Genomic DNA, 20,289 nt, shown 5'->3' with positions numbered 1-20,289 from the left:
TAGTCCTGATGCGAGATTGACTGAACCCCTCGCCGCCTGCTCAGACTGCACAAATTGAATAATCGCGCGACAATCGTGGCATACATCGCATCCCGGGAGCGAGTCCATGGGTGGCTACGTTGTGGTTCAGGCCATCGCCGCAGTACTCGCGCTGGCGCTGTATTTTCTGCCGAGCATCCTCGCGGACCGGCGCAAGCGTCATGACGTGCTGACGCTCGCACTCTTCAATGCGTGCCTCGGCTGGACCGGCTTTGGCTGGCTGCTCGCGCTCTACTGGTCCTTGCAGCCGAACCCGCCGGAACATGTCGCGGCGGAGGTAGAAAAAACGCGGCGCGTGGTCAGCATGCGGTCCTTTTCCGCCATGCTGATTCAGCGCGTGCAAACCCGGTCAACACGTGACAGGAACAAAAATGACGGGTAATCAGCAGTCCGGCCTGCCATCCCGAACTGCATTTAATCCTGCATGCCGCGAATTCCAGCTGCTTTTTTTTCACGAGCCCGTTCTGGTTTCACCCGGCTCACCACCCGAGTGACGGGAACATTTTTCTATCCGCGTTGCCAGTCACGAAGCTGCCTTTGTCAGCGACGCACCATTTGGCAGGATTTGCTCCATATTCACATCAGACTCGAGGACGCCTGTAGCACTATCCTTCTTATCGGTCAGGGTAATCGGGACCGTCACCGAAATATACAGAGACAAGCGAGGCTTGTTGTCGAGTGATTGCCAAAAATTGCCCAAGCTCCCCAATTCATCTCTGGGAGGAATCATGCGCGTGTAGGCGCCAGGAATGCCAGGCAACGTTCGATTATTCACCACGGCGTTGACCACCTGATTCATGATCTTGATTGCCTGATTGTCCGGAGCGCTTCCCGGGCTCCCCACCGCGCCAGTGGCTTGAGACGAATCCCAATAGGTAATGAGGTAGTTGCAGTTCACATTAACCCAGCCGGGGAGAATGGAGACCGCATTGGTGTCAGGGTCACGCACACTCACTCGTGCTTGTGCCGCCCTTAGCTGCAAGTCCTCGTGGATTTCGTATAGAAACACGCTCAGCGTGGGATCCGGGGGCAACTTGTCCAGATCCGGCAATTCAAAAGATATCGCGACGTCAGGCGACAGATAACTCGTTAACGCCTCGTTGAGCGCGTTATTGACGTTAATGATGGCAACATCAGATGGATAGGTGGCGGCCACTTAAGTTTTCCCCAAAAAATTGATCACACGATCAGACGGCCGATCTTGGCCAGCTCCCGCTTCATGGCGAGCTCGATATGTGACGCATTGACGATTCCACAAGATTGATCGGCCGCGAGCCAGCTTGATAAAAGTGCGATGTTGCGGATATTCGCACCGGTAATATCCGCAAGCCTGGCGAGGGCATTGAAATTGACGCCCTGATCCACCTGGATATCCGATGGCCAGATCGCACGCCACATCTGCTCGCGCAGCACCAGATCAGGAAAGGAGAACCGGGTGATGAAAGTAAAACGGCGGCTGAAGGCGTCGTCCAGATGACTGCGGTTATTGGTGGCAAGGATCACCAGTCCGGGATAGTTTTCCAGCCGCTGCAGCAGATAGGACACTTCGATATTGGCGTGGCGATCCTGCGCGTCCTTGGTTTCACTACGCTTGCCAAATAGTGCATCCGCCTCGTCGAAAAACAGCACCCCGGCATCAGCCTCCGCCAGATCGAAGATACGCGACAGATTTTTCTCGGTTTCACCGATGTATTTGTTGACCACGGTAGAGAGATCGACCTTGACGAGGTCGACACCCTGATGTGCAGCCAACACCTCCGCCGCCATGGTTTTTCCGGTGCCGGACGGCCCATAAAACAATGCGCTGATACCGGTGCCGTAGCCCACTTTGTCCGCAAAGCCCTTGTTTAAAATACGCTCGCGATACTCGAAAGCCAGCATGATTTCCTTGAGTTGCTGACGCAATTCATCTGACACAACCAGATCGTCAAGATTGCGTTTCGGCTCGACACGCTGGGCCAGCTTGCCGAAATTCTGCTGTGAACGCATTCGCAGCGCCTTGCGAAGATCCTGTTGATTGACTCGATCGTCCGCATCACGTAGACGGCCGTAAAATACGGCTTCCTGGGTCACGGAAGGCAGCGTTTCCGGCGTGAAATGAAAACAGCGACTTAGCGCGACGACATCGATGTCAGACACGCCCAGCGGCGCCAGCGATTCGCCTAGCAGATGTGCTTTCTCCGCCACACTGCGCGCCGGCATCTCCAACACCAGTTGCGGGATATGATCCAGCCAGACTAGAGGCGAAAAAGGTTCCACCAGACAGACCACCGCCAGCCCGGGCTGCGCGAGCTGGCGAGAAAGCTCGGCTAACAATACTTTGCGAGCCTCGGCCAATTCGCTGAAGTTCCGCAATACCACGCAGGCCGAGCGCATCCGCGCATAGCGAAGCGCCTGAGCGAAGACTTCATGGGCTTCAGCCACCTCTTCCGGCAAACGCGCCATGTCCACGGCTATCGTTGTACGCCCTGCTGCCTCAGCGACCTGGGCAACCGCCATGGCCCTGCCGCTGCCCTCCCTGCCGCGCAGCATGACGACCGGCCGAATATCTTCCTGTGGCGAAACCAGCATGTCCCGCAAACGGCCCAGGAATGGTGCAAAGTTACCCGACTCATCACGGGTTCCCTGGACCGTCATGACTTTGGCACAGGCGCTTAGCTCAGGCGACAGATACTCGTTACCCAGCAAATAGTGAAACACCTCCCTTGCCGTGATAAAGGCTTTCTGGCTCCAGCTTTCACCGCCCGACGCACCGCCGTCCAGCAATCTGAGTAGACGACTGGCAAGCAACGGTGACTGCGGCAGGAAGCTGGCCCGGTGAGCATTTCTTTCGCTCGACGAGTCGCAGAACAACGTCAGCGCGAGCTCAAAAGTAGGGAGTTTTCTTTGTTTGTCTCCGAGCACAGCAGAAAAGAGGGCGTGGTAGCGACTATCGAAATAGGGCAACACGCCAAGCAGCAACACGTCGCCCTCGAAATCCGTCAAATCGAAGCGTCTAATCAACTGGCAAAGGTGATCTTCTTCTGATGCAAAGGCCCGGGCGTTCGCCAAACCCGACTGAGCCCGCTGCTCACGCATCACCCAGGCGGGTGCGCCCTGCGGTTGGTTCAGATGCGCTTCGACCTCGTCCTCGGGCAATAGAAAATCATCGAGAACATGGCTTCTGCTCTGCCGGTGATAGTGTTGCTGCAATAGCAAGTCGATGCGCTCAATATGGCGCATTGCGCGGCGGTAGTGTTCGCTGCCATCAGGGATCACCCTCCGCGCGTCATCGACACGATCCATATTTTTCATGAAGCTATTCCCCTACATCAATTAGGATGACGTGACAATCGGCTAGTACATGCCCTGCGCCGGCAGTGACGACCATTGAATCGAAAGCGGCTGCTCCAGCCAGGGCAGCATGAGCGTATCGAGTGGCCACGGCCAGTCGCGCAGCAGAATGTCGAACGGCTCGGGCTGTACGGTTAATGTCACTGCGTCGTCGCCAAATTCCAGACGACCGGGCCGTTGAAGAAAGAGCGTGCGGATATCCTGCATTCCTAATGTGCGCCACGCCGGTAGCTGTTTGGCCAGCATCGCGAGCCACTGCTGCAGTTGCTCGTTCGCAGCTTCATCTGGCGTTTGCCATGCCACTTCGGCGTCCAGCGGTAACCCGCACAACCACTTGGTGAGCGGCATCCGCCACTCCCGTGCGCAATCGTCGGCCCAGACGGCGGCATCCAGCCAGCTTGCGGCGTTGAGCTGGGCTTGTGCATCAATGAACCGGTCCTTTTCCCATAACCCTAGACGGGTAAAAAGATCCGGGAGTAATGGCCACAGCAGAATCAAGCCGGCATTACTGACGGATATTGTCGTTAAGTCCGGCGCCGCCTCTTGTGGTTCGATGGAGGCACGCTTCTGCGCCGTATTGGGTGCCGCTGTGTCGTCGGGCAGTCCTGATTCCGCCAACGCCAGTTGCACTTTCTCCACGTGCTCAGCAGGCAGGTGATTTTCCAGCCAGGCACGCAGCGGTGGATGCCGCCAGAGCGCCTTTAGCCACGGAATTAGGCGCGGCGTACACCTGGTGGAAAACAAACATGTCAGAAGTTCCTCGTTACCCCTTACCGGCATCACCAACACCTCCGCCTCGACTGCGGGCAGGGACAGGCTTTGCTGAGGATTCCGCTGAAAATAACGCAAGGCGCCGAGCAACAGTGCATGCTGCGTTAGCGGCTCGGCTATATCCAGCCAGTGACGCAATGTATCTGGCGCCAGCAGCCGCCATAGCCGGCGTCGCGCCTGTGGAGAAATGCCGGCGCGGGCAATCAGGGCCTCCCATAGATCAGGTTCATCTTTACGCTGAGTCATCAACCATGCATCAACGCCGCCTCCGCTCAACCAGGCTTCTGGCCACGGCCAATAACCGTGTTGCAAGTAGCGGCGGAACGCGGCGGCGTTGTCGATCTTTTCACCAGTACTGGACGGCGGCAACGTGGTACTTACCGCGGCATCGACTTTGAATTGATCTGATAACTGTTCCGTGGAAACGGCCCGATATTTCTCCAGCTCCAGCGCCAGTTGATTAGCAATACGCTGGCAAAATTGGACCTCGAACTCGGCCAGCGGTATTTCCCCCAGATCGACAACTAGCTGGGCTATTACCTTTGGCAAACGATATTTTTGCCGGGCGTTGCTGGCAATCTGCTCAAAAATAAATCGCAACCTATTTTCAAATAAATTGCTACATCGCTCCATCAGTAGATTCGCACATTCAGCATGGCAATCGAGAGAAATAGATACGCGCATCAAAGAGATTTCATTTCCGGTGATAACGAAACTCATAGCCCAACCACCGACAAATTAAATACTGCCGCAGGATTCTTGCGCCGGCCACCATCAAGTCTTCATGATAAACGCCAGAATATAATATGGTGGAGTTATCGGTGTTGCGTGAGTGTGTTCCTGGTTATTAATATGTATGCCATGAGTATGCCCCTTCCCGCCACCGATAGCGGAGGCAACGAATTTTGAGCCACCAGAAATAGTAGGAGGCTGATTACCGTACTGCCCTTGCGACATAAAACTGCCACTACTATACAAACGATGTATTCCATCTGTAATTTCATGAGCATGAGACGGAATTTGATCTATCGTCAGGGTCGTTTCATCCAGACCAGCCGACACATTTAAATTTCCCTTATCAGATACAGCAGAGAATGACTTGCTCGCGATATTCGACCCCGACATTGCCGTGCTCGTTTTACCGCCAACGTTGCTCAAACTTCCAGCCAGGATAAATCGATCAACCAGATTCGGAGTACCGTTAGTGCCATCACATAATGCCCAACCAGCCGGAATCGCCGTTACACCGGACGGAGGGCTATACATCATGATCATTCCCTTCGGGAGTACCGTCGCAGGATCAACAATGACACAATTTTTAGAATCAATGGTAAGGCCATTCCCGGTGTTAACATTCACACCATCACTATTAACAGAAATACCTCTTGCTGATTTTACATACACTCCAGTGCCATCACTTCCAATACCATTGGCCGCCTTGACCGACAACTTACCCTTGTTAGCCGTATCAGTATCAGCTGCCAGTGCCAGTCCCGCCCCCACAGTATTATCCGTCTGATCCGCGCTTTGCCCGACTGCCCGACGCCCGCACTCCGCGATGTCAATCAGATTGCTGAAATCGGTGGACAGCGGAATGCTGCCGGCGGCAAATTGGCTTTTAAGATCCGCAGTGGTCACCGTTGTAACGGTGGTAGACAACGCATCGCTCAGCTCGTTCGGCGCAGTGTCTTTCCCCAAGATTGCACGAGATGTTTTTTTAGTTGCTGCCAAGGTAATGCTTTTTTCCCCGGTCGATGAAGTGGGTACCTTTTTTTTGGTCATTGCCTGCTCCTGAAAATCAATTATCAAACCGGTTAAGCCGAATAAACTGGCAACTACAGTCACTTTCAGCACCTAGAAATCACAACTATGCCGACGGTGCATAGGCCCTTGGCACGAAGAACAGACTATCTTCAACAATTACATTGATATTCCATTGATCTCCATCGGCACCAACAACATCAGTACGCTGTTTGTCGCTGGCGACAATCATCGTGCCAATACCAGTCAAGCGCGCCGGCAGGCGGCCTAACGAAAGCATCCAGAGCAGCTGATAAGTGGCGGCACTCGGCGCCGTGTCGGTTTGCTGCCAGCTCGCATAGCTTTGAGCAAAACTCTGAAATGAGAAGTAGTTGGAAGCGCTTGAACTCGCGTCATCTAACCAGTGAATCACAATGGAAACGTGGGCCGGGATCTCCGCTTGCACGCATTGTTTGATCCACAACTCGGTGGCGTAGGGATCGCCATCCTGAGGAAAAATCGCCTTATTCAACGCCACACTCACGACAAACGAGAAGCGATCAATGTTGTTCTGATCGTACCAATAGTAATTACCAACATCCGCGTTGGCTGGGTAACTATTCACTTCTCCATCCGCCAGCGTGACAGCGAGGGTTCCCGCAATATCATCGACATCTTTTACGATCACTCTCAATGACCAATCCGAATTGCCGACACCGGGCTCCTGGATCGCTCTGATCACGAGGACGTCATTCTGTTTCACTAATGCCGGGAATGGAGAAACAGGCGGAATAGTTAATATTTTCCCGTTCGTTGCCGCCCCAGTCTGATCAGCAGCATAATCCAATGGATATTGGATATCCTGCAACCAGATTTTACAATTTCTCCAATATAAAGATCCCTTGGTTGCCGCCTCGACAATCTGATCCTGATAGAGCGCGAGCTGCGGATTTTGCTCGATATCCAGAGAAAATGTTTTTGCACTAGCATTCACCTGATCGACGATCAACCCCTGGAGGGTATAGTCATTCGTATCATTGGTTATGCCCAGTCCGCCCACCAGTACAAAATCAACCAATTGCCCAACCCGCAGCTCATCTAGAGAAGGTGTGTCTTTCTGCGTTACCGTAAGCGTAGTTTCGTCTGTTATCGTTACTGCGGCCGGATAGATTGGGCTGTCGTATTGCGATGAGGGTTTTTCCGGCAGCAATGCGCGATGCTCAATCAGATAAAAAGGTAGCCGCCCCATATCCACGTCATCGGCAAACAGGTCGGAACCAAATCCCAATCGGGCGGCGATACGCTTTTGCAGCGCCGAGACCTGGTCGATACGAATGTTATCCCGGTGAAAGGCTAAATTTGTAATTTTCCCTAGATAATTTTGCTCCACAGTCAGAAACTCGTCTGAAGAGGTTTCCAGCATGCGGGAGGCCCGCTGAGTGCCGAAATAGCCCAGCAGATAATTAAGAATTGCCAGTTCATGATCGTAATCATTTGCGTTGGCATTTATTTGCTCTATCAACACATCTGAATAACCGGCATGCACCTGATCTCCAATACTTCCCGATGCATAGGGCCACTGTTCGCCCCATACCGTGTCGCCGCTGCGCTTGAAAGATAGTAGCTGCGGCAGCATCGCCAATTGCCGACAGCCGTTGGCCATCATCTGTTCGAATGGTAATAAGAACTGATATAGCTGTGGCTGTACACCTGCGGGTGGGAGCTGCTGCAAGCCATAGCAAGGAGGGAACTTGTCGCTCACTGGATGATATTGTGCGATATCACGGCTACGCCCGTACGGCAGCACAACCGGCGGAGCAGTTAATACTGGCGTAGGGGTTAGCCTGGCCTCAATATCAGCCACGGTAGCCGTCACATGTTGACCGCCGGCGGTAATCAGGATCACGCTGTTGTGGGTAGGATCCAGCATGATTTCAATGGGATCGTTCCACCACAGCAGTGGGGAATATGCGGCCGCGTTGTTAACGGGCGCGTACAACCAATAGCTATAAGACTGAACGCTTTTTATACCATCAATTTCAAGAAGCACATTTGGCAAATGACTTAGATCGACAACAATCTTGTAAGTTTTACTATATTCGACATCAGGCGGTAATTCAGTAATCCAACCATGCTCCAGGTTCGGTCCTTGATAAATATCCTCGTTGCTCACTCCCTGAGCAGAAAGATCGCCTGCCAGGTAGCGCCGCGCCTTGGGAGAAATATAGTCGTCAGTCGCCGTGTAAATATTAGCCATAATTCCGGCAATATCTTGCGCGTCATCCTCCAGTTCAACCGTCAAACTGAGGTAAAGTGCAGTGGGCTGGACCCATATGGTTTGGCTAATCGCCTCTCCCAGATTGCGATTATTGGCTAGAAAATCCGCTAATGCCGATTGCGCCTCCGGATCGCTTTTTGACGAATCACGCGACGGCTCGAGATAGAGTGCGTAGTTACCCCGCAAACCATATGAAACAGGCACCGAACCATCTATTGGCGTCGGTTTCTGGAAGCTGAATTCTCTGGCATCGGTGTCATAGTAGTAGTTGTAGTCACTCGGATTCAGCGGCACCAACCGCACATTTCGAAACAGATAATAGCTACCCTCGCTATCGGTAAGATCGAGCAACGCCCTGCGATAGTCATCAATAGTGATTGGCCCACTCGTCAGCGCCGCTTGCGGGCCAAAATCGGCCGGAAAGATGCCGTCACCTGGCACTTGATCGGCGACCGGCGGCGTCAGCAAATCAGTCAACGGTAGCGTGTTGCGGTAGGCCAGATCCGAAACGCTGTAGCTGAACCCTTCCATGAACGTGACGCCTGGGTCATGCTCACCCGTGTCCGTCCACGTTTGGCCAGCATAAGTCGCAATCGCCTGTTTTGCCTGAGCGAACAGCGTATCGAAATAGATGCTGTCCCGGACGATCGGCAGCAATTTGGTGGAATTACTCATGCTCTGTCCTTTCGGAAGAATGCAGTGTCGGTGCTGCCCAGGTTAATACCAGTACTTCCTGCTCCCCTCCCTGAACCGAGTTTTTTTCGCCATCGAGAGTTAGCGTGTTTACCTGCTTCACAAAGGTCTGTTGCTGGATCCACGCGATAATTCCGTAGTAATCCAGAGTATTCCCAAGCACCACGCCACTCTGACGGTCCCACGCCCAAGGCATGTAATGCGATGCCAGCAGCTCTTGCAGCTTGCAGTAGCCATAGTCGGGGTTGACCTTAAATGTGACGTCATATGCAATGGCTACATTCCGGTAACTAGGATTAACCAGAACAATGGACGCCCAGACTGTGGTCAAGGTTTGCAGATAGGCCGCCATATCGTGCAGATGAGCCTGACTGAACTTCGGACGCAATGGATCCTGGTTGTCTTTTCTTGCGTTCACCGGAATCGCAAGCAGTGTCTGTGTAGTCGGCGCCGGCAATCGGGTGACGACGTCCGCTGGCGGGATGGCGACGTCAAACACGCTTGCATAGCGGGCTTTCAGCAGCGACGCCATGTCTTGCCATGTGAGGGCCCTTTCACGATGAGACAGGCGCTGCGCCACGCGTCTAAAGAATTGCGCCGGTGTTTCTGCTGGCTTCCCCCCCGTTGAAGGCCAGGGTTGCGCCACCTTTGCGATACCCGCAATCGCCGAGACCGGACGCGTTATCGTTCCGGCGGGCAGCGGCTGGAGAAAGTGACTGGCGTCCACGGTGTCTGGCGCATTCAGGGTCGCGGTCATGCTGTTCGACGCAATCCCACTCAGCCACGGATAGCCGCTCACGTCAGTATCGCCCGTAGCAGCAGGTGGCGACATCAGCGCACGCAACCAGTAACGGCCAGCGGGCATTTGTGGAGCATCGTCGGCGGCGGCATCATGAGGTAAAACAGCGGACCACAGGCCGCTGCCCAGCAAACCCTCTGTGCCGTCCACGACGCTTCCATCCAATGAAGTCCATTGGTTGTTCTGGTTGAGATATTGCCAACTCGGCGTCAATGTCTGCGGACTTCGCAATTGCCAATACAACGACAACGTTTCACCCGGCTCTCCGCCAGTCAAACCCACATAGAGTTGCGATTGGGTCGAATCGTCCAATGGCGTATTGTCGGCGGCGTAGCCAAAAGGCGTGAGCCGGTATTGGGTCATGTCGCTTGTCTTCGCTGTCACGGTGTAACTCACCGAGAGCGCTTTCATCTGCGGCGTGTAAGGCGGGTTCAGTGCCTTGGTTCCTGCCAGAGTCTGGTAGTCCTGATGCCCAAAATTCCGGCCGCTCAACTCCAATCGCAACCATTGCGGCCAATCGCAAGGATCGCCGCGATCGCTGAGCGGGGCGCGCAACGACGGCGGCAGAACTATTGTCAACGTCGCCGGCGCCGGTGCGCCCGCTCCAGCCTTGAACAGAGATTGCGGCGTGGTAGTGGAATCCGCGCCCGGCAGCGGCTGGCTGCCGGTAGCGGAAACCAGCAAAGGTTGCACCGTGAAATCTTTATTGTCCGCGGGCACGTCGTCGTAACCCGCGTACCAGCTGGCGAAACCCTCATCGGGCAAGCCAATCCACTGCGGGGTCAACGTCAACGTGACGGATTCAGCCTGGTTGCACCAGCCGGGCGCCATCAGATTGAAGCCGGAGCCGACTACCGGCAGCGTACCGAACGGATAGCTGACGTTATCGAGCCGGTCCACGCCGTTATCGGTGCTGTAGTGCACATCGCTGCTACCGGATGCGCTCACCACCAAGCCTGTGATTACAGGCAACTGAGTGCCATCACTGCGCCCCAATTTCAGCAACGGGGTACTCGTCGTGATGCCGTCGAGATTCTGCGGCGGGTTGATCGCATCCGCATCCGCCGACAGCGTAAAAGTGAGGTTTGCACCGGATTTAGCGGAAGGAATAGTCAGATCGAGCCAGCTATCGCCACCGCTTACCTGCGCCAGTGTCAGGCTACTCGGATCGACTTCGGAGGCGAATGTCACCTGAATGGTGCGCAGTCCGGTAGGCATGGCCAACGTTGCAGCAGCTACCATGCGGCCGGTGATCACTGCCTGCTCGCCCGAATCTGCATTGAACAGTCTCAGACCGTATTGGGGCCACGCGAGCCGACTCTGCTGAGAGTAGGGAGCGGCTGCCTGTTGGGTATGGTTGATGCCCGGCTGTACCCAACGCAGATCGCTCCAAACTCCCTGGTTGACCAGCAGTGACTGATCCAATGCATAGCGCACCGCGGCGCCGTGTCGGTCCTGTCCACCGTCAAATAGTGTTCCCGCCGGCAAGAAGCGCTCTTTGGTTGCTGAGCTCAGCTCGAACGATAGCGCTACGCTGTCTGGCCTGGCGCCTTGCTCACTGACGCCTAGCAAACTACGGTAATACAACTCCCGGTGCGCTGCGGGAAAATAATTAAGCAGCGCCCGTGGTGTTTTTAGTAAGTTAAGGAATGCCAGGAGAAAGGCCTGATGCGGCAAAAGTGTTCCGTCTGCCTGATTGCTGTTTCCCTGGAGTTGTGCCAGCTTCTCGGGCGAATTGCCCGCCATAAAAAGTAGATCGGCCCAACTCGCATCGCTATTCGTGCTATCAAAGGGAATAAGCTTTGCGTAGCTATAAACAGCATTCAATATCGACTCATCGGATCTGCCATCCAGAACAAATCCGTTGCCGGGAGCCAGATCATCCAACGTCTTCTTCAATTCACTCAGGTCAGTCATGAGCACTTCCTCTCAATCCACACCGATAGGTTCAACCCGTAAAGCAGCATCGATATCCACGGATGCTCCATCACATGACTCATTGCCTCATTCGCACTTTCTGATGCCCGGCTCAGGCGGCACTGACCAAGGTTTGCTGAGACATGAATTGTCCGCGTCCCATACTGGGAGCCAGAGTGTCCGGTGTATTTGGCGGGGCGCTCAGAGTGGCTGGTACTGTTGGCGTAAACCGCGCCACAAACCGTTGCCCCATCAGAATAAGTGGCGCGCCGCTGGTGACACACGGCGCCATCTGGCTACTATCCAACGTCTCGATGCTGACAATGCCCATCCCAGGGGTGTACCCAGGAATAAAGTATTGGGCTTGCCATTGGACGCGCTTTTCGTCGCCTACGATGCAGATGCGCCGCTGTTCAATCGTCGCCTCACCGCTACCTGGCATCATGGCCGGCTCTTCCAGTACCAACTGGCGCTGACCAAACATGGGTTCGAACACCAAGACGTCCCCTTCTACCACCACCATGGAAGTCATGCTATACGCCCTCCCAGAGGGTCACCCACATCCAGCAAACCGAAGATTCTTTGCTCGATCTCACTGCCCCGCAGACAGTACGTCACTTCAACCTGCAATTGGCTCGACTCGGAAGACGACTGATAAACGCGTATTTTGGTCAGATTGGCGCGCGGCTCATAACGCAGTACGCAATCGACGACGTGCGTTTCAACTTCAGCCGTAAGATCGCTGTTAATGTTCTCAAACATCACGTCGTACAGCGCGCAGCCGTAGTTCTCCCGCATGATGCGCTCGCCGGGTTCAGTACTAAACAATATGCGCAGGCTCTGATTCACATCTTCCGCGCCTTCCGCCATCACCACGCCCTCTTCCAACGTGAAGGCGGGGGGGAAAGTCCAGCCACGGCCAAATATTTTCGTCAGAATGTCGTTCGCCATTTTCTCTCTTTGGAACACGGAAGTCGGTTAGCTATTGGCTCAATGGGACAGGTCGATCCGCGCGCCGGTAATGTTCACCACGCTCTTGCCGGACATCGTGGTTTCTTCCCCTTCAATGGAAATACTGGCCGCTTTGACCACTAGCGTGTCTGAACCCTCCAGCTTCACCCCCTCTTGCAGCGTCAATTGATTCTCGGCTGCAGTCAACTGCGCCGAAATCGACAACGTGTCGAAGGAAAGCTGAAGTTGTTTGTCATCCTGATTGATGACGAGCGCCTTGTTGTTGTTTTCCAGACTCGGCTCGATCGGCGCCGGATTGATTGGGTTGTGCATGGAACCCAGAATCACCGGGTAACAAGGATCCTCATCGAAGAAGCCGACTACCACTTCATCACCGATTTCCGGGTAAAAACAGAACCCACTCATGTTGCTGGCATAGGGACTGGCAAACCGCGCCCAAAGCACGTTATTGACATCCCCCAAAACAGGAACGCTGACCCTCAGACGGTTCATGCCGCTAACGTCTTTAACGAATGAAGCAACCACGCCGATATGCAGTCCGTGCACACGCGGAATGGTCTTCGTATCGGCCACAATGTCGTCGGTTCCCAATGACAAGGTGGTTCGCCAACCCTCTTCCTTATGAATCCGTTGAGCAACGCCAGTGATAATCCCCTGGCCATTAAACGATAGACCGAAATCCTCCACCGCCAAGGTCTGCCCTAGCTGGAAATGAGTTGAGCCCTCAACTACAAACTCGCCGCGCGCGCTCGCGGACTGCAGATTCATGAGCAGGCTTTTGGCAAGCGTAGCCGTCTCTTCCAGACCCAGCGGCGTACTGTAATTGAACTCCCATGGGGTAGCACCGAGCCGCTCACCCGTCGCCGAATCAAATGCCTGAGTGCCGAGCGGCGTCACGGCTGCCAACGCCATATCATTGGTCTGTGCCTCGTCATTCCAGCTCGCCACCGTCAATTCCGCCGGCTGGCGTAGCTCACTAAATGACCAGTCGCTTTCTTCGATCAGCACATCTTCATTGCTCAGAGAGGCACGTTGACGCAAGGTATGTTCAGGGACAGCAGAAAGCGTAGGCGGCATAATCGACACGCCGTCCGGAGTGGGCAATAGCCAGACACCGTTCGCAACCAGCCGGCAACGAATGAAATGCCAGTCCGCGCAGCGAAACTGGACGATTTGCTCGTGCAAGATGCCCATGCCGGCCGCACCAAGCAAAGGAATCCCCTGCGCCAGCAGCAGGCTGCTGACAATCGCGGCGTCGTTTTTCTGCTCGAACACTTGCGAACGGTGTGTGCTCAGCAATTTCTGCAGGTTGTGCCGCAATAGCAGCGTGAGTTCAACCCGGCTGCGGCGCATTTTCAGTGTTTGCTGGACGATCACGCCGCGAAAAATGCAGGATTCCACACCATTTTCCATCAGCAGAACTGTCACTGCCCTGCCCGGTTTGCACAGCGCAATGTCCTCGTCGCACGATGGCAGTGTTCCCAACGGATCCCCCGCCACCGACAAAACGATCTTCGCAGTAGGAATACCATTCACCGTGTGGAGCGTTTCCGCCCAAACAGGCTTCAGTACCGTCAATGGCAACGCCGGCTCGCCGGTCTGCAATACGATGAGAGGAACGGGCCGCATTAACTCCGCCCTCCTTTACGCGCCGAAATCTGTAAGGTCTGCCCCGACTTGATAGCATCCAGACTGTCCAGATCATTTTCTGCCGCGACGGCCAAATAGTCCGTGCCGCCAGCCAAAGCCGTGCCGGCACCGTTGGCAATTTGCGGCAGCGAGGTTGCATCCGGCACATTCACCACGGCAGTCGCGGGGGACTTCAACTGTTCTTCAGCTTGCTGCAAGGTCAAACTGCCGTCGGCTGTCAGTACAAGCGTCGCAGTCGCGCGGATCGGCGTCGCATCGCGTTCGAAAAGCGTATAACGCACGGACAATGAACGCATCCGCCCGGAAAAATAGGTCTTGCCGCCCCACTTCATTTGCCCCCACTTCACTTGCAGAAAGCGGGGCTGACTATCAGCAGGGTCGACGTTGTAGCACAGCTCTCGCAGCACGGAGAGCTGCTTATTGATTGAAACACTTCCCCCCGGCATCTTTGCATCGAACAGCAATTCCAGCCGCAGATCACCAGGCCGTGTTTGTACATAGCGATTGCTTTGCCTGGTCGTGTTAATAAAATGGTCCGGCATGTAATCCGTTTGATAGTCGAGTGTCACGGAATCCGGGTTGTACATGACCGACAGGGGCGCCCCCCTCAACTGGGTCATCTCACGATCGCTATACGCGCTCAGCGTTAATCTGGTCGGCTTGCGTTGCAATACGTTCATCGTGGCCCCCATCCTTCTTCGCGCAGCTGCTCCATGACCCGACGGGTTATCATCCGTATCCAGCGCTCCTCCTGGAGACGCTCCTGCCCATCACCGGGTGATAGTGGTTGCGCCGGCATGCCATCGTCAGACGCGGTGACCTTCGCCTGGATGACCAACTCCCTGATTTCAATGGTCATAGTTTTATACCCAGCGGAATCATTTCCTGGTAACGCAATTCCATCGTATTGATGAGAACGCGATTACTGTTGGCGTCCAGGTCGCCGGTTTGCCAGCGAACCGGTAACGCCCTGGTTATCAACCAGTTAGCCAACGGCAGATCATCAATGTCGAACAGCGTAATCACTGCGTCCAGATACATCACCTTTCCGCTAAGCAACTGAGCATTGAACATGATGCTCAACGGCGTGGGGGCCATCACCCCGCGCTCCAGTCTTAGCGATCCATGCTGAATCTTTTCGGCGAAGTATTGGTTGCGAAGGTTCTCCCCTCCCTCACTAAAGGACGAGACATTCAACTCACGGCTCAAACCGGAGATACGCTGAAAGCTGGAATCCACGATATTTGGAACGGGCATTCGTCCAAACCAGAACGTCGCCGCAAAACGATGCGATAGAGACGGCTGATAAATCGCTGGGCTGTCCATCAAGCAGCTCCCGCCGAAGCACGGGTCACCGGTTGTATCAAACTCGTGCGCGCATCGAACGTCAGGCTAACGGCAATGAACTCTGCCGGATAAGTCACCGCCAGGCCTACGTTCATGATCATTTTTCCCTGATTGATATCGTCGTCTGTCATGGTTTCGTTCAGACCAATCTGGACATAAAAGGCCTCCGATTCCTCCGCACCATAGAGGCCGCCGACCAGCCAAAGCTGCCGCAGCCATATATGCGCCAACCCTTTGAATTTGATCCACGTGAGGGCGTTGTTGGTCTCGAATACGAAGTGACGCCCAATCCGGCTGAGCTCCGTTTCTATGTAGCCAACAAATCGCCTTATTTGCACGTAGCGCCACGGGGAATGGGTATCCGATGTGAGCGTACGGCACCCCCAAACGCGTGTACCGCGGCCTGGAAAGCTACGGATCAGGTTGAGTGAAGTGCTGGTTGACTGGAATAGCCCATCTGACTGCAACCAGGATTGGCTCGGTTTGACGACTTGCGCCAGCGCCACGTTCGCAGGCGCCTTCCATACGCCGTAATGTTGATCGCTGTATTCGATCACCGCCGCCACTGCCGCCGAGGGGGGCACCACCACCGGCTCCCCTCCCTCGACACCGTAATTGGTCACCAGATGTGGCCAGTACGCAGCTCCCCATTCAGGGTTCGCGGGTTCACTACTTATAAAGCTGGCGAGACAAGCGCTTGCATTCTGTGCCGTGTCTGGCGTATCAAATAACCCGAACACACCGCGTCGTATCTGGCAAATGGCCTGCAATGCCAGCCATGCCTGAGCCCAATGGCTCGCGTCAGCGTCGTCGAGCAATACCATATCGGGTATCGCAACCAGTGTGATGGTGCTTTCCGCAGCCACCTCGCTTGATATTCTGGCGTCCCCAAATGCAGCAACCAGTTGATCGGCCGTAATATTTTCCAAGGTGCTGTTGGCACCCAGTGAAAGCACGAAGCAACCACTGCCTCCATTATCGAAATAGTGTTTCAATGCGTAATAGAGGATGCCAACCGTAGTCGATGCGCCGCCGAATTCATTTTCAAAATCAGAAAAGCTGTTTATCCGGACCGCTGAATAAATCGGACCTTGCTGCGTATAACCGATAAACAACGGCACGGCGCTATCTACCTCGCCGGATTGCCCCGGAATCACGTCATCACTGAAAATGACATCCGGCTGGTTTATCCCCATCATGAAAACACTCCTTGCATGAATTTCTCGAAACTCGGCGCGCCAGCTGAGGTTCTGGTGTGGGGGTGGCTACAAGGACATGTTTTGCGTAAATTGCAAAATAATAAATTCCGCGGGGCGAACTGCCGCCATGCCAACAGTGGCAATCATTTTTCCCTGCGCGATATCATCGGCGCTCATGGTGACGCCCTCGCCGATCTGAACGAAATAGGCGTCCTTCGGCGTGGCGCCCGCCAGCGCCCCTTGGGTCCACAGGGTATGCAGATAATTTTCAATTGCAGCTCGGACTTTTTCCCAGGTCGGCTGGTTATTTGGCTCAAACACCATGGTTTGCATGGACTTCTTGATATCCCGTTCCGCGCTGTTAAATAGCCGTCTTACCGGGATATACCGCCAACTGGTGTCACCGCTGGAGGTCCCTGCCAAAGTTCGCGCACCCCAAACGACTGTTCCCCGGTTGACAAAACTTCGGATAGCGTTAATTCCCGCGCTATTCATTGTTCCGTTGAAGTCGTCGGTTACCACGGCGCTCACGCCAGTAGTACCACTGAGGGTCACGTTCGCGGGCGCCTTCCATACACCGCGCTTCGCGTCCGTGCTGCAATAAATACCCGCCATTGCCGAATTCGCCAGCAAGACAACCGTGCTTGCAAGCTTCGCATCAATGCCCTCACTTACAGTTGCATAAGTGGCTGAATCATACCGACTCAAATCAGCCATATTTGAAACGCTATTACCCGCATCATTCTTATAACCTGTCACTGAAATCAATGAATCTGCGGGACGTGACAATGTATAACTTGTCATTAACGTTGGGTAATACACTGCAGTCTGATCCGGCTGCGTGGCCGGCACTGCTCTACCGTCGGCGCTAGAAGTTATATAGAAATATCCATAACCTGAAGTCAGCAAAGGATTTAAATAGGAATCGAAATTGCCAGGCTCACCCACTGGAACCAAAAGAGTTATATCATTTTCCTTCTGAATTGCAGAAGCAAGCGCGTTCAGCTCGGCGGTATTAGACTGGTTAAGTATTGGTAAAATGTAGCAAGGCCCACCCCCGTTCTGAAAATAAATCTGCACATCCAGCGACGAATTACGATTAACAGTGACCGTATAACTATAAGTATATCCTGCCGTCAAATTTCCGCTTTCCTCATCATCCTCACTCTTCGCAGCGGTAGAGGTAATAGCAACAGAAACAACAGGATCAAAGGAATACTTCGAACTGAACTCGAGCCAGTTGCTGATTCGAATACATTGACTAGCAGTTAGCGCAGCGCCACTGGCGAGAGCAAATGTGCCGATAAATACCGGCACAGCAGTCGGCGCGTTGCTGACTGAGATCGACGGTGATGCATCTTCTTCGATGTATACGCCGGGATAACTGGTAGCGGTCGACATGGCACTTTCCTTTCAGTTAGACATTTTTAATAAAATTCAACAGAAAATTTATAAAATCAAAGCTGACCCGCATCCTGCGTGAATTGCAAAGTAATAAACTCAGCTGGACGTACAGCTGCCATACCCACCTTGACAATCATCTTTCCCTGCGCAACATCATCAGAGATCATGGTAATACCCTCTCCAATTTCAAAAAAAACAGACCTCTTTTTCTGTGCCACCTACCAGCGCTCCGCACTTCCGCAAATTATATAAATAGTTGGCGAAGGCATTACGGACCTTTTCCAAGGTTGACTGATTATTTGATTCAAATACGATTGACTGCAGCGCAATCCCAATATCCCGTTCACCGCTGTCAGCGGTATCCAGTGTATTGGGAGAAATTGCTGGAGATGCATCCTTTTCAACATAAACACCGGGATAACTGACAGCAACAGGCATATCACCCTCGCGCGAATAATTAAAATGGCTGCCAAACGAAATCAACAACTGCTCAGGCTGGTCAATCCCCTTATCCTACATTCTGAGTAAACCGTAAAATAATAAACTCAGCCGGACGCGTAGCTGCCATACCTACCTTAACAATCATTTTCCCCTGCGCAATATCGTCAGAATTCATGGTGATCCCTTCACCAATCTGGACAAAATAGGCATCCTTTTCAGTGGCGCCCATCAAAGCCCCGGCCCTCCAAAGGCCGTACAGATAGTTATTGATGGCGCTACGAACCTTTTCCCACGTTGGCTGATTATTTGACTCAAATACCATTTTCTGCAGGGCTTCTTTTATATCGCGCTCCACGCTATCGAACAGGCGTCGCACGGGGATATAGCGCCACTTATCGCTATCCTCCAATGTCCTGGCGCCCCATAGAATGGCCCCCTGGCCATCAAATTTGCGAATCATATTGATCGCCAAGCCCTGATTGAATTGCCCCTGCAGATCGTCTGTAACTTTGAACAGGGGTTGGTAATTTGCCGGAAGATAAACATTCGCTGGCGCCTTCCATACCCCCCGATTGCGGTCGACTGCGCAGTAGATACCGGCCGCCACCACGCCGGGAGAGATTTCGTTGGGCGACCAACTGGCTTTAAGATAGGGATAGTAAACCGCAGTGCACGGATTGCTCGCCCAGTTTGGCACAAAGCTGGAGGTGATTTCGGTCTGGGGGCCATCAATGATGCCGAATCGCCCAGTGCCAGGTTGGCATAGCGTTCCCATACTCACCCACCCGTGACTATTATTCTGAGCCGGAGCAATCACGGTAATATCGCTGCACCTTGGAATAGTTTGGTTCGCATGATCAGGCGTCACCAGATAACAATATCCCCCACCATTTTCAAAATAGGCGCGAACGTTCGTATCCCTCCTACCATTAACCGTGGCATCGAAACTCAAAGAATAACCGGGGCCAAAACGCAAATTTAGTTTTTCAATATAGTCGAACCATGAGTTAATTCTCAGACACTCTCCCGCCGCATCCACCAGATTATCATTATCTTCAACAACAATTGCGGGCACTGCCGTCGGGGAACTATAAATTGATAGTGCCAGAGAAGCACCCTCTTCCGCATAGACACCCGGATAACTTACTGTAAGAGCCATAGTTGAACCCTTGCATGCAGATTAAGATAATATGTCAATGCGTCTGGATCGTCACCCGATCCGCCATTAACGTCAGCTCCTGCACTGCCGCTTCATTACTGGTGGCATCCAGCGACGGAGAAGTCAAAGATGTAGGAAATGCATTTGAAACATTCCACGTGATCAGGAGCGTGGTTCCGGCGTCATCCGTCAAGCTAATGGTAATATCTTTCTTCTCAACCTTATTTAACGAAATTGAATTAATCCAGTCGTAGAGCTCGGAGTCTCCAGGAAACACTCCTTTTCTCAGCGTAAGCGTAACAGCCTGGCGTTGCCCCGGCATCTTGAACCAGTTGCCAGTACCATCACGATATTCGATCGTATCGTGGGTGATGTTGAGCCCGGACACGTTGTTGAATGGGATGTTCTCGCTACCAAGCGAAACTACGAATCGGTAAGTAGGAATCGGATATGAAGCAGAAATTTGATCAGCGGTCGTCGCCATTTAACTTTCTCCTTTAATAAAGATCACTCATCTTCGAACGAAAAAATTTAAAAAAGATATGAC

18 protein-coding genes are annotated in these 20,289 nt (G+C 53.6%); 1 reads left to right on the top strand and 17 read right to left on the bottom strand.

The window, feature by feature from the left end:
- Positions 1-106: 106 nt before the first annotated feature.
- The gene (locus tag ACAX43_RS17900; RefSeq protein ID WP_370709756.1) at positions 107-421 is read left to right on the top strand and encodes a superinfection immunity protein; all 315 of its coding nucleotides are present in this window, start codon (positions 107-109) and stop codon (positions 419-421) included.
- 141 nt (positions 422-562) lie between these two features.
- Here the strand turns inward: ACAX43_RS17900 and ACAX43_RS17895 are convergent, their stop codons facing one another.
- From ACAX43_RS17895 to ACAX43_RS17815, 17 genes are all read right to left on the bottom strand, one after another.
- The gene (locus tag ACAX43_RS17895) at positions 563-1,195 is read right to left on the bottom strand and encodes a Pvc16 family protein (protein ID WP_370709755.1); all 633 of its coding nucleotides are present in this window, start codon (positions 1,193-1,195) and stop codon (positions 563-565) included.
- 23 nt (positions 1,196-1,218) lie between these two features.
- Complete coding sequence (locus ACAX43_RS17890; RefSeq protein WP_370709754.1) at positions 1,219-3,333, bottom strand: ATP-binding protein; 2,115 nt, start codon at positions 3,331-3,333, stop codon at positions 1,219-1,221.
- Between the two features lie 42 nt (positions 3,334-3,375).
- Positions 3,376-4,863 (bottom strand): contractile injection system tape measure protein, encoded by a 1,488-nt coding sequence (locus ACAX43_RS17885; RefSeq protein ID WP_370709753.1) that lies wholly within the window; start codon positions 4,861-4,863, stop codon positions 3,376-3,378.
- Between the two features lie 54 nt (positions 4,864-4,917).
- Positions 4,918-5,988 (bottom strand): hypothetical protein, encoded by a 1,071-nt coding sequence (locus ACAX43_RS17880; protein WP_370709752.1) that lies wholly within the window; start codon positions 5,986-5,988, stop codon positions 4,918-4,920.
- A gap of 22 nt (positions 5,989-6,010) precedes the next feature.
- Positions 6,011-8,836, bottom strand: a complete 2,826-nt coding sequence (locus ACAX43_RS17875; protein ID WP_370709751.1) for a hypothetical protein — start codon at positions 8,834-8,836, stop codon at positions 6,011-6,013.
- Positions 8,829-11,570, bottom strand: a complete 2,742-nt coding sequence (locus tag ACAX43_RS17870) for a hypothetical protein (RefSeq protein ID WP_370709750.1) — start codon at positions 11,568-11,570, stop codon at positions 8,829-8,831. Before ACAX43_RS17870 ends, ACAX43_RS17875 begins: the two co-directional genes overlap by 8 nt.
- A gap of 112 nt (positions 11,571-11,682) precedes the next feature.
- Entirely contained in the window at positions 11,683-12,102 is a 420-nt protein-coding gene (locus ACAX43_RS17865; RefSeq protein WP_370709749.1) for a hypothetical protein, read from the bottom strand.
- A complete protein-coding gene (locus tag ACAX43_RS17860) occupies positions 12,099-12,521 on the bottom strand; it encodes a GPW/gp25 family protein (RefSeq protein ID WP_370709748.1) in 423 nt (140 codons plus the stop codon). Before ACAX43_RS17860 ends, ACAX43_RS17865 begins: the two co-directional genes overlap by 4 nt.
- Positions 12,522-12,560: 39 nt before the next feature.
- On the bottom strand, positions 12,561-14,171 hold the full coding sequence (locus ACAX43_RS17855; protein WP_370709747.1) for a phage baseplate assembly protein V: 1,611 nt from the start codon (positions 14,169-14,171) through the stop codon (positions 12,561-12,563).
- Positions 14,171-14,872: a hypothetical protein gene (locus ACAX43_RS17850; RefSeq protein ID WP_370709746.1), complete on the bottom strand. Its 702-nt coding sequence runs from the start codon at positions 14,870-14,872 to the stop codon at positions 14,171-14,173. Before ACAX43_RS17850 ends, ACAX43_RS17855 begins: the two co-directional genes overlap by 1 nt.
- Complete coding sequence (locus ACAX43_RS17845; protein ID WP_370710023.1) at positions 14,869-14,991, bottom strand: hypothetical protein; 123 nt, start codon at positions 14,989-14,991, stop codon at positions 14,869-14,871. Before ACAX43_RS17845 ends, ACAX43_RS17850 begins: the two co-directional genes overlap by 4 nt.
- Before the next feature lie 56 nt (positions 14,992-15,047).
- Complete coding sequence (locus ACAX43_RS17840; protein WP_370709745.1) at positions 15,048-15,518, bottom strand: phage tail protein; 471 nt, start codon at positions 15,516-15,518, stop codon at positions 15,048-15,050.
- On the bottom strand, positions 15,518-16,738 hold the full coding sequence (locus ACAX43_RS17835; protein ID WP_370709744.1) for a phage tail sheath family protein: 1,221 nt from the start codon (positions 16,736-16,738) through the stop codon (positions 15,518-15,520). The genes ACAX43_RS17840 and ACAX43_RS17835 overlap by 1 nt, the downstream gene beginning before the upstream one ends.
- Positions 16,739-16,804: 66 nt before the next feature.
- A complete protein-coding gene (locus ACAX43_RS17830) occupies positions 16,805-18,139 on the bottom strand; it encodes a phage tail sheath family protein (RefSeq protein ID WP_370709743.1) in 1,335 nt (444 codons plus the stop codon).
- Positions 18,140-18,328: 189 nt separating this feature from the next.
- Positions 18,329-18,580, bottom strand: coding sequence for a hypothetical protein (locus tag ACAX43_RS17825; RefSeq protein ID WP_370709742.1), 252 nt, complete (start codon positions 18,578-18,580; stop codon positions 18,329-18,331).
- Between the two features lie 70 nt (positions 18,581-18,650).
- Positions 18,651-19,742: a phage tail sheath family protein gene (locus tag ACAX43_RS17820; RefSeq protein WP_370709741.1), complete on the bottom strand. Its 1,092-nt coding sequence runs from the start codon at positions 19,740-19,742 to the stop codon at positions 18,651-18,653.
- A 34-nt stretch (positions 19,743-19,776) separates the two neighbouring features.
- Complete coding sequence (locus ACAX43_RS17815) at positions 19,777-20,226, bottom strand: phage tail protein (protein WP_370709740.1); 450 nt, start codon at positions 20,224-20,226, stop codon at positions 19,777-19,779.
- Between the last annotated feature and the right edge of the window lie 63 nt (positions 20,227-20,289).

This window comes from Paraburkholderia sp. IW21, assembly GCF_041321145.1.
Taxonomy (GTDB): Bacteria; Pseudomonadota; Gammaproteobacteria; order Burkholderiales; family Burkholderiaceae; genus Paraburkholderia.
The sequence above is the reverse complement of the archived record's forward strand: the minus strand, read 5'-3'. Positions and strand labels throughout refer to the sequence as shown.

Bases quoted from the DNA above. Each gene is read 5' to 3' on its own strand.
- ACAX43_RS17900 (WP_370709756.1), top strand. From the start codon at position 107: ATGGGTGGCTACGTTGTGGTTCAGGCCATCGCCGCAGTACTCGCGCTG.
- ACAX43_RS17820 (WP_370709741.1), bottom strand. From the start codon at position 19,742: ATGGCTCTTACAGTAAGTTATCCGGGTGTCTATGCGGAAGAGGGTGCT.
- ACAX43_RS17890 (WP_370709754.1), bottom strand. From the start codon at position 3,333: ATGAAAAATATGGATCGTGTCGATGACGCGCGGAGGGTGATCCCTGAT.
- ACAX43_RS17870 (WP_370709750.1), bottom strand. From the start codon at position 11,570: ATGACTGACCTGAGTGAATTGAAGAAGACGTTGGATGATCTGGCTCCC.
- ACAX43_RS17830 (WP_370709743.1), bottom strand. From the start codon at position 18,139: ATGTCGACCGCTACCAGTTATCCCGGCGTATACATCGAAGAAGATGCA.
- ACAX43_RS17855 (WP_370709747.1), bottom strand. From the start codon at position 14,171: ATGCGGCCCGTTCCTCTCATCGTATTGCAGACCGGCGAGCCGGCGTTG.
- ACAX43_RS17860 (WP_370709748.1), bottom strand. From the start codon at position 12,521: ATGGCGAACGACATTCTGACGAAAATATTTGGCCGTGGCTGGACTTTC.
- ACAX43_RS17865 (WP_370709749.1), bottom strand. From the start codon at position 12,102: ATGACTTCCATGGTGGTGGTAGAAGGGGACGTCTTGGTGTTCGAACCC.
- ACAX43_RS17875 (WP_370709751.1), bottom strand. From the start codon at position 8,836: ATGAGTAATTCCACCAAATTGCTGCCGATCGTCCGGGACAGCATCTAT.
- ACAX43_RS17850 (WP_370709746.1), bottom strand. From the start codon at position 14,872: ATGAACGTATTGCAACGCAAGCCGACCAGATTAACGCTGAGCGCGTAT.
- ACAX43_RS17815 (WP_370709740.1), bottom strand. From the start codon at position 20,226: ATGGCGACGACCGCTGATCAAATTTCTGCTTCATATCCGATTCCTACT.
- ACAX43_RS17885 (WP_370709753.1), bottom strand. From the start codon at position 4,863: ATGAGTTTCGTTATCACCGGAAATGAAATCTCTTTGATGCGCGTATCT.
- ACAX43_RS17825 (WP_370709742.1), bottom strand. From the start codon at position 18,580: ATGCCTGTTGCTGTCAGTTATCCCGGTGTTTATGTTGAAAAGGATGCA.
- ACAX43_RS17835 (WP_370709744.1), bottom strand. From the start codon at position 16,738: ATGATGGGGATAAACCAGCCGGATGTCATTTTCAGTGATGACGTGATT.
- ACAX43_RS17845 (WP_370710023.1), bottom strand. From the start codon at position 14,991: ATGCCGGCGCAACCACTATCACCCGGTGATGGGCAGGAGCGTCTCCAG.
- ACAX43_RS17840 (WP_370709745.1), bottom strand. From the start codon at position 15,518: ATGGACAGCCCAGCGATTTATCAGCCGTCTCTATCGCATCGTTTTGCG.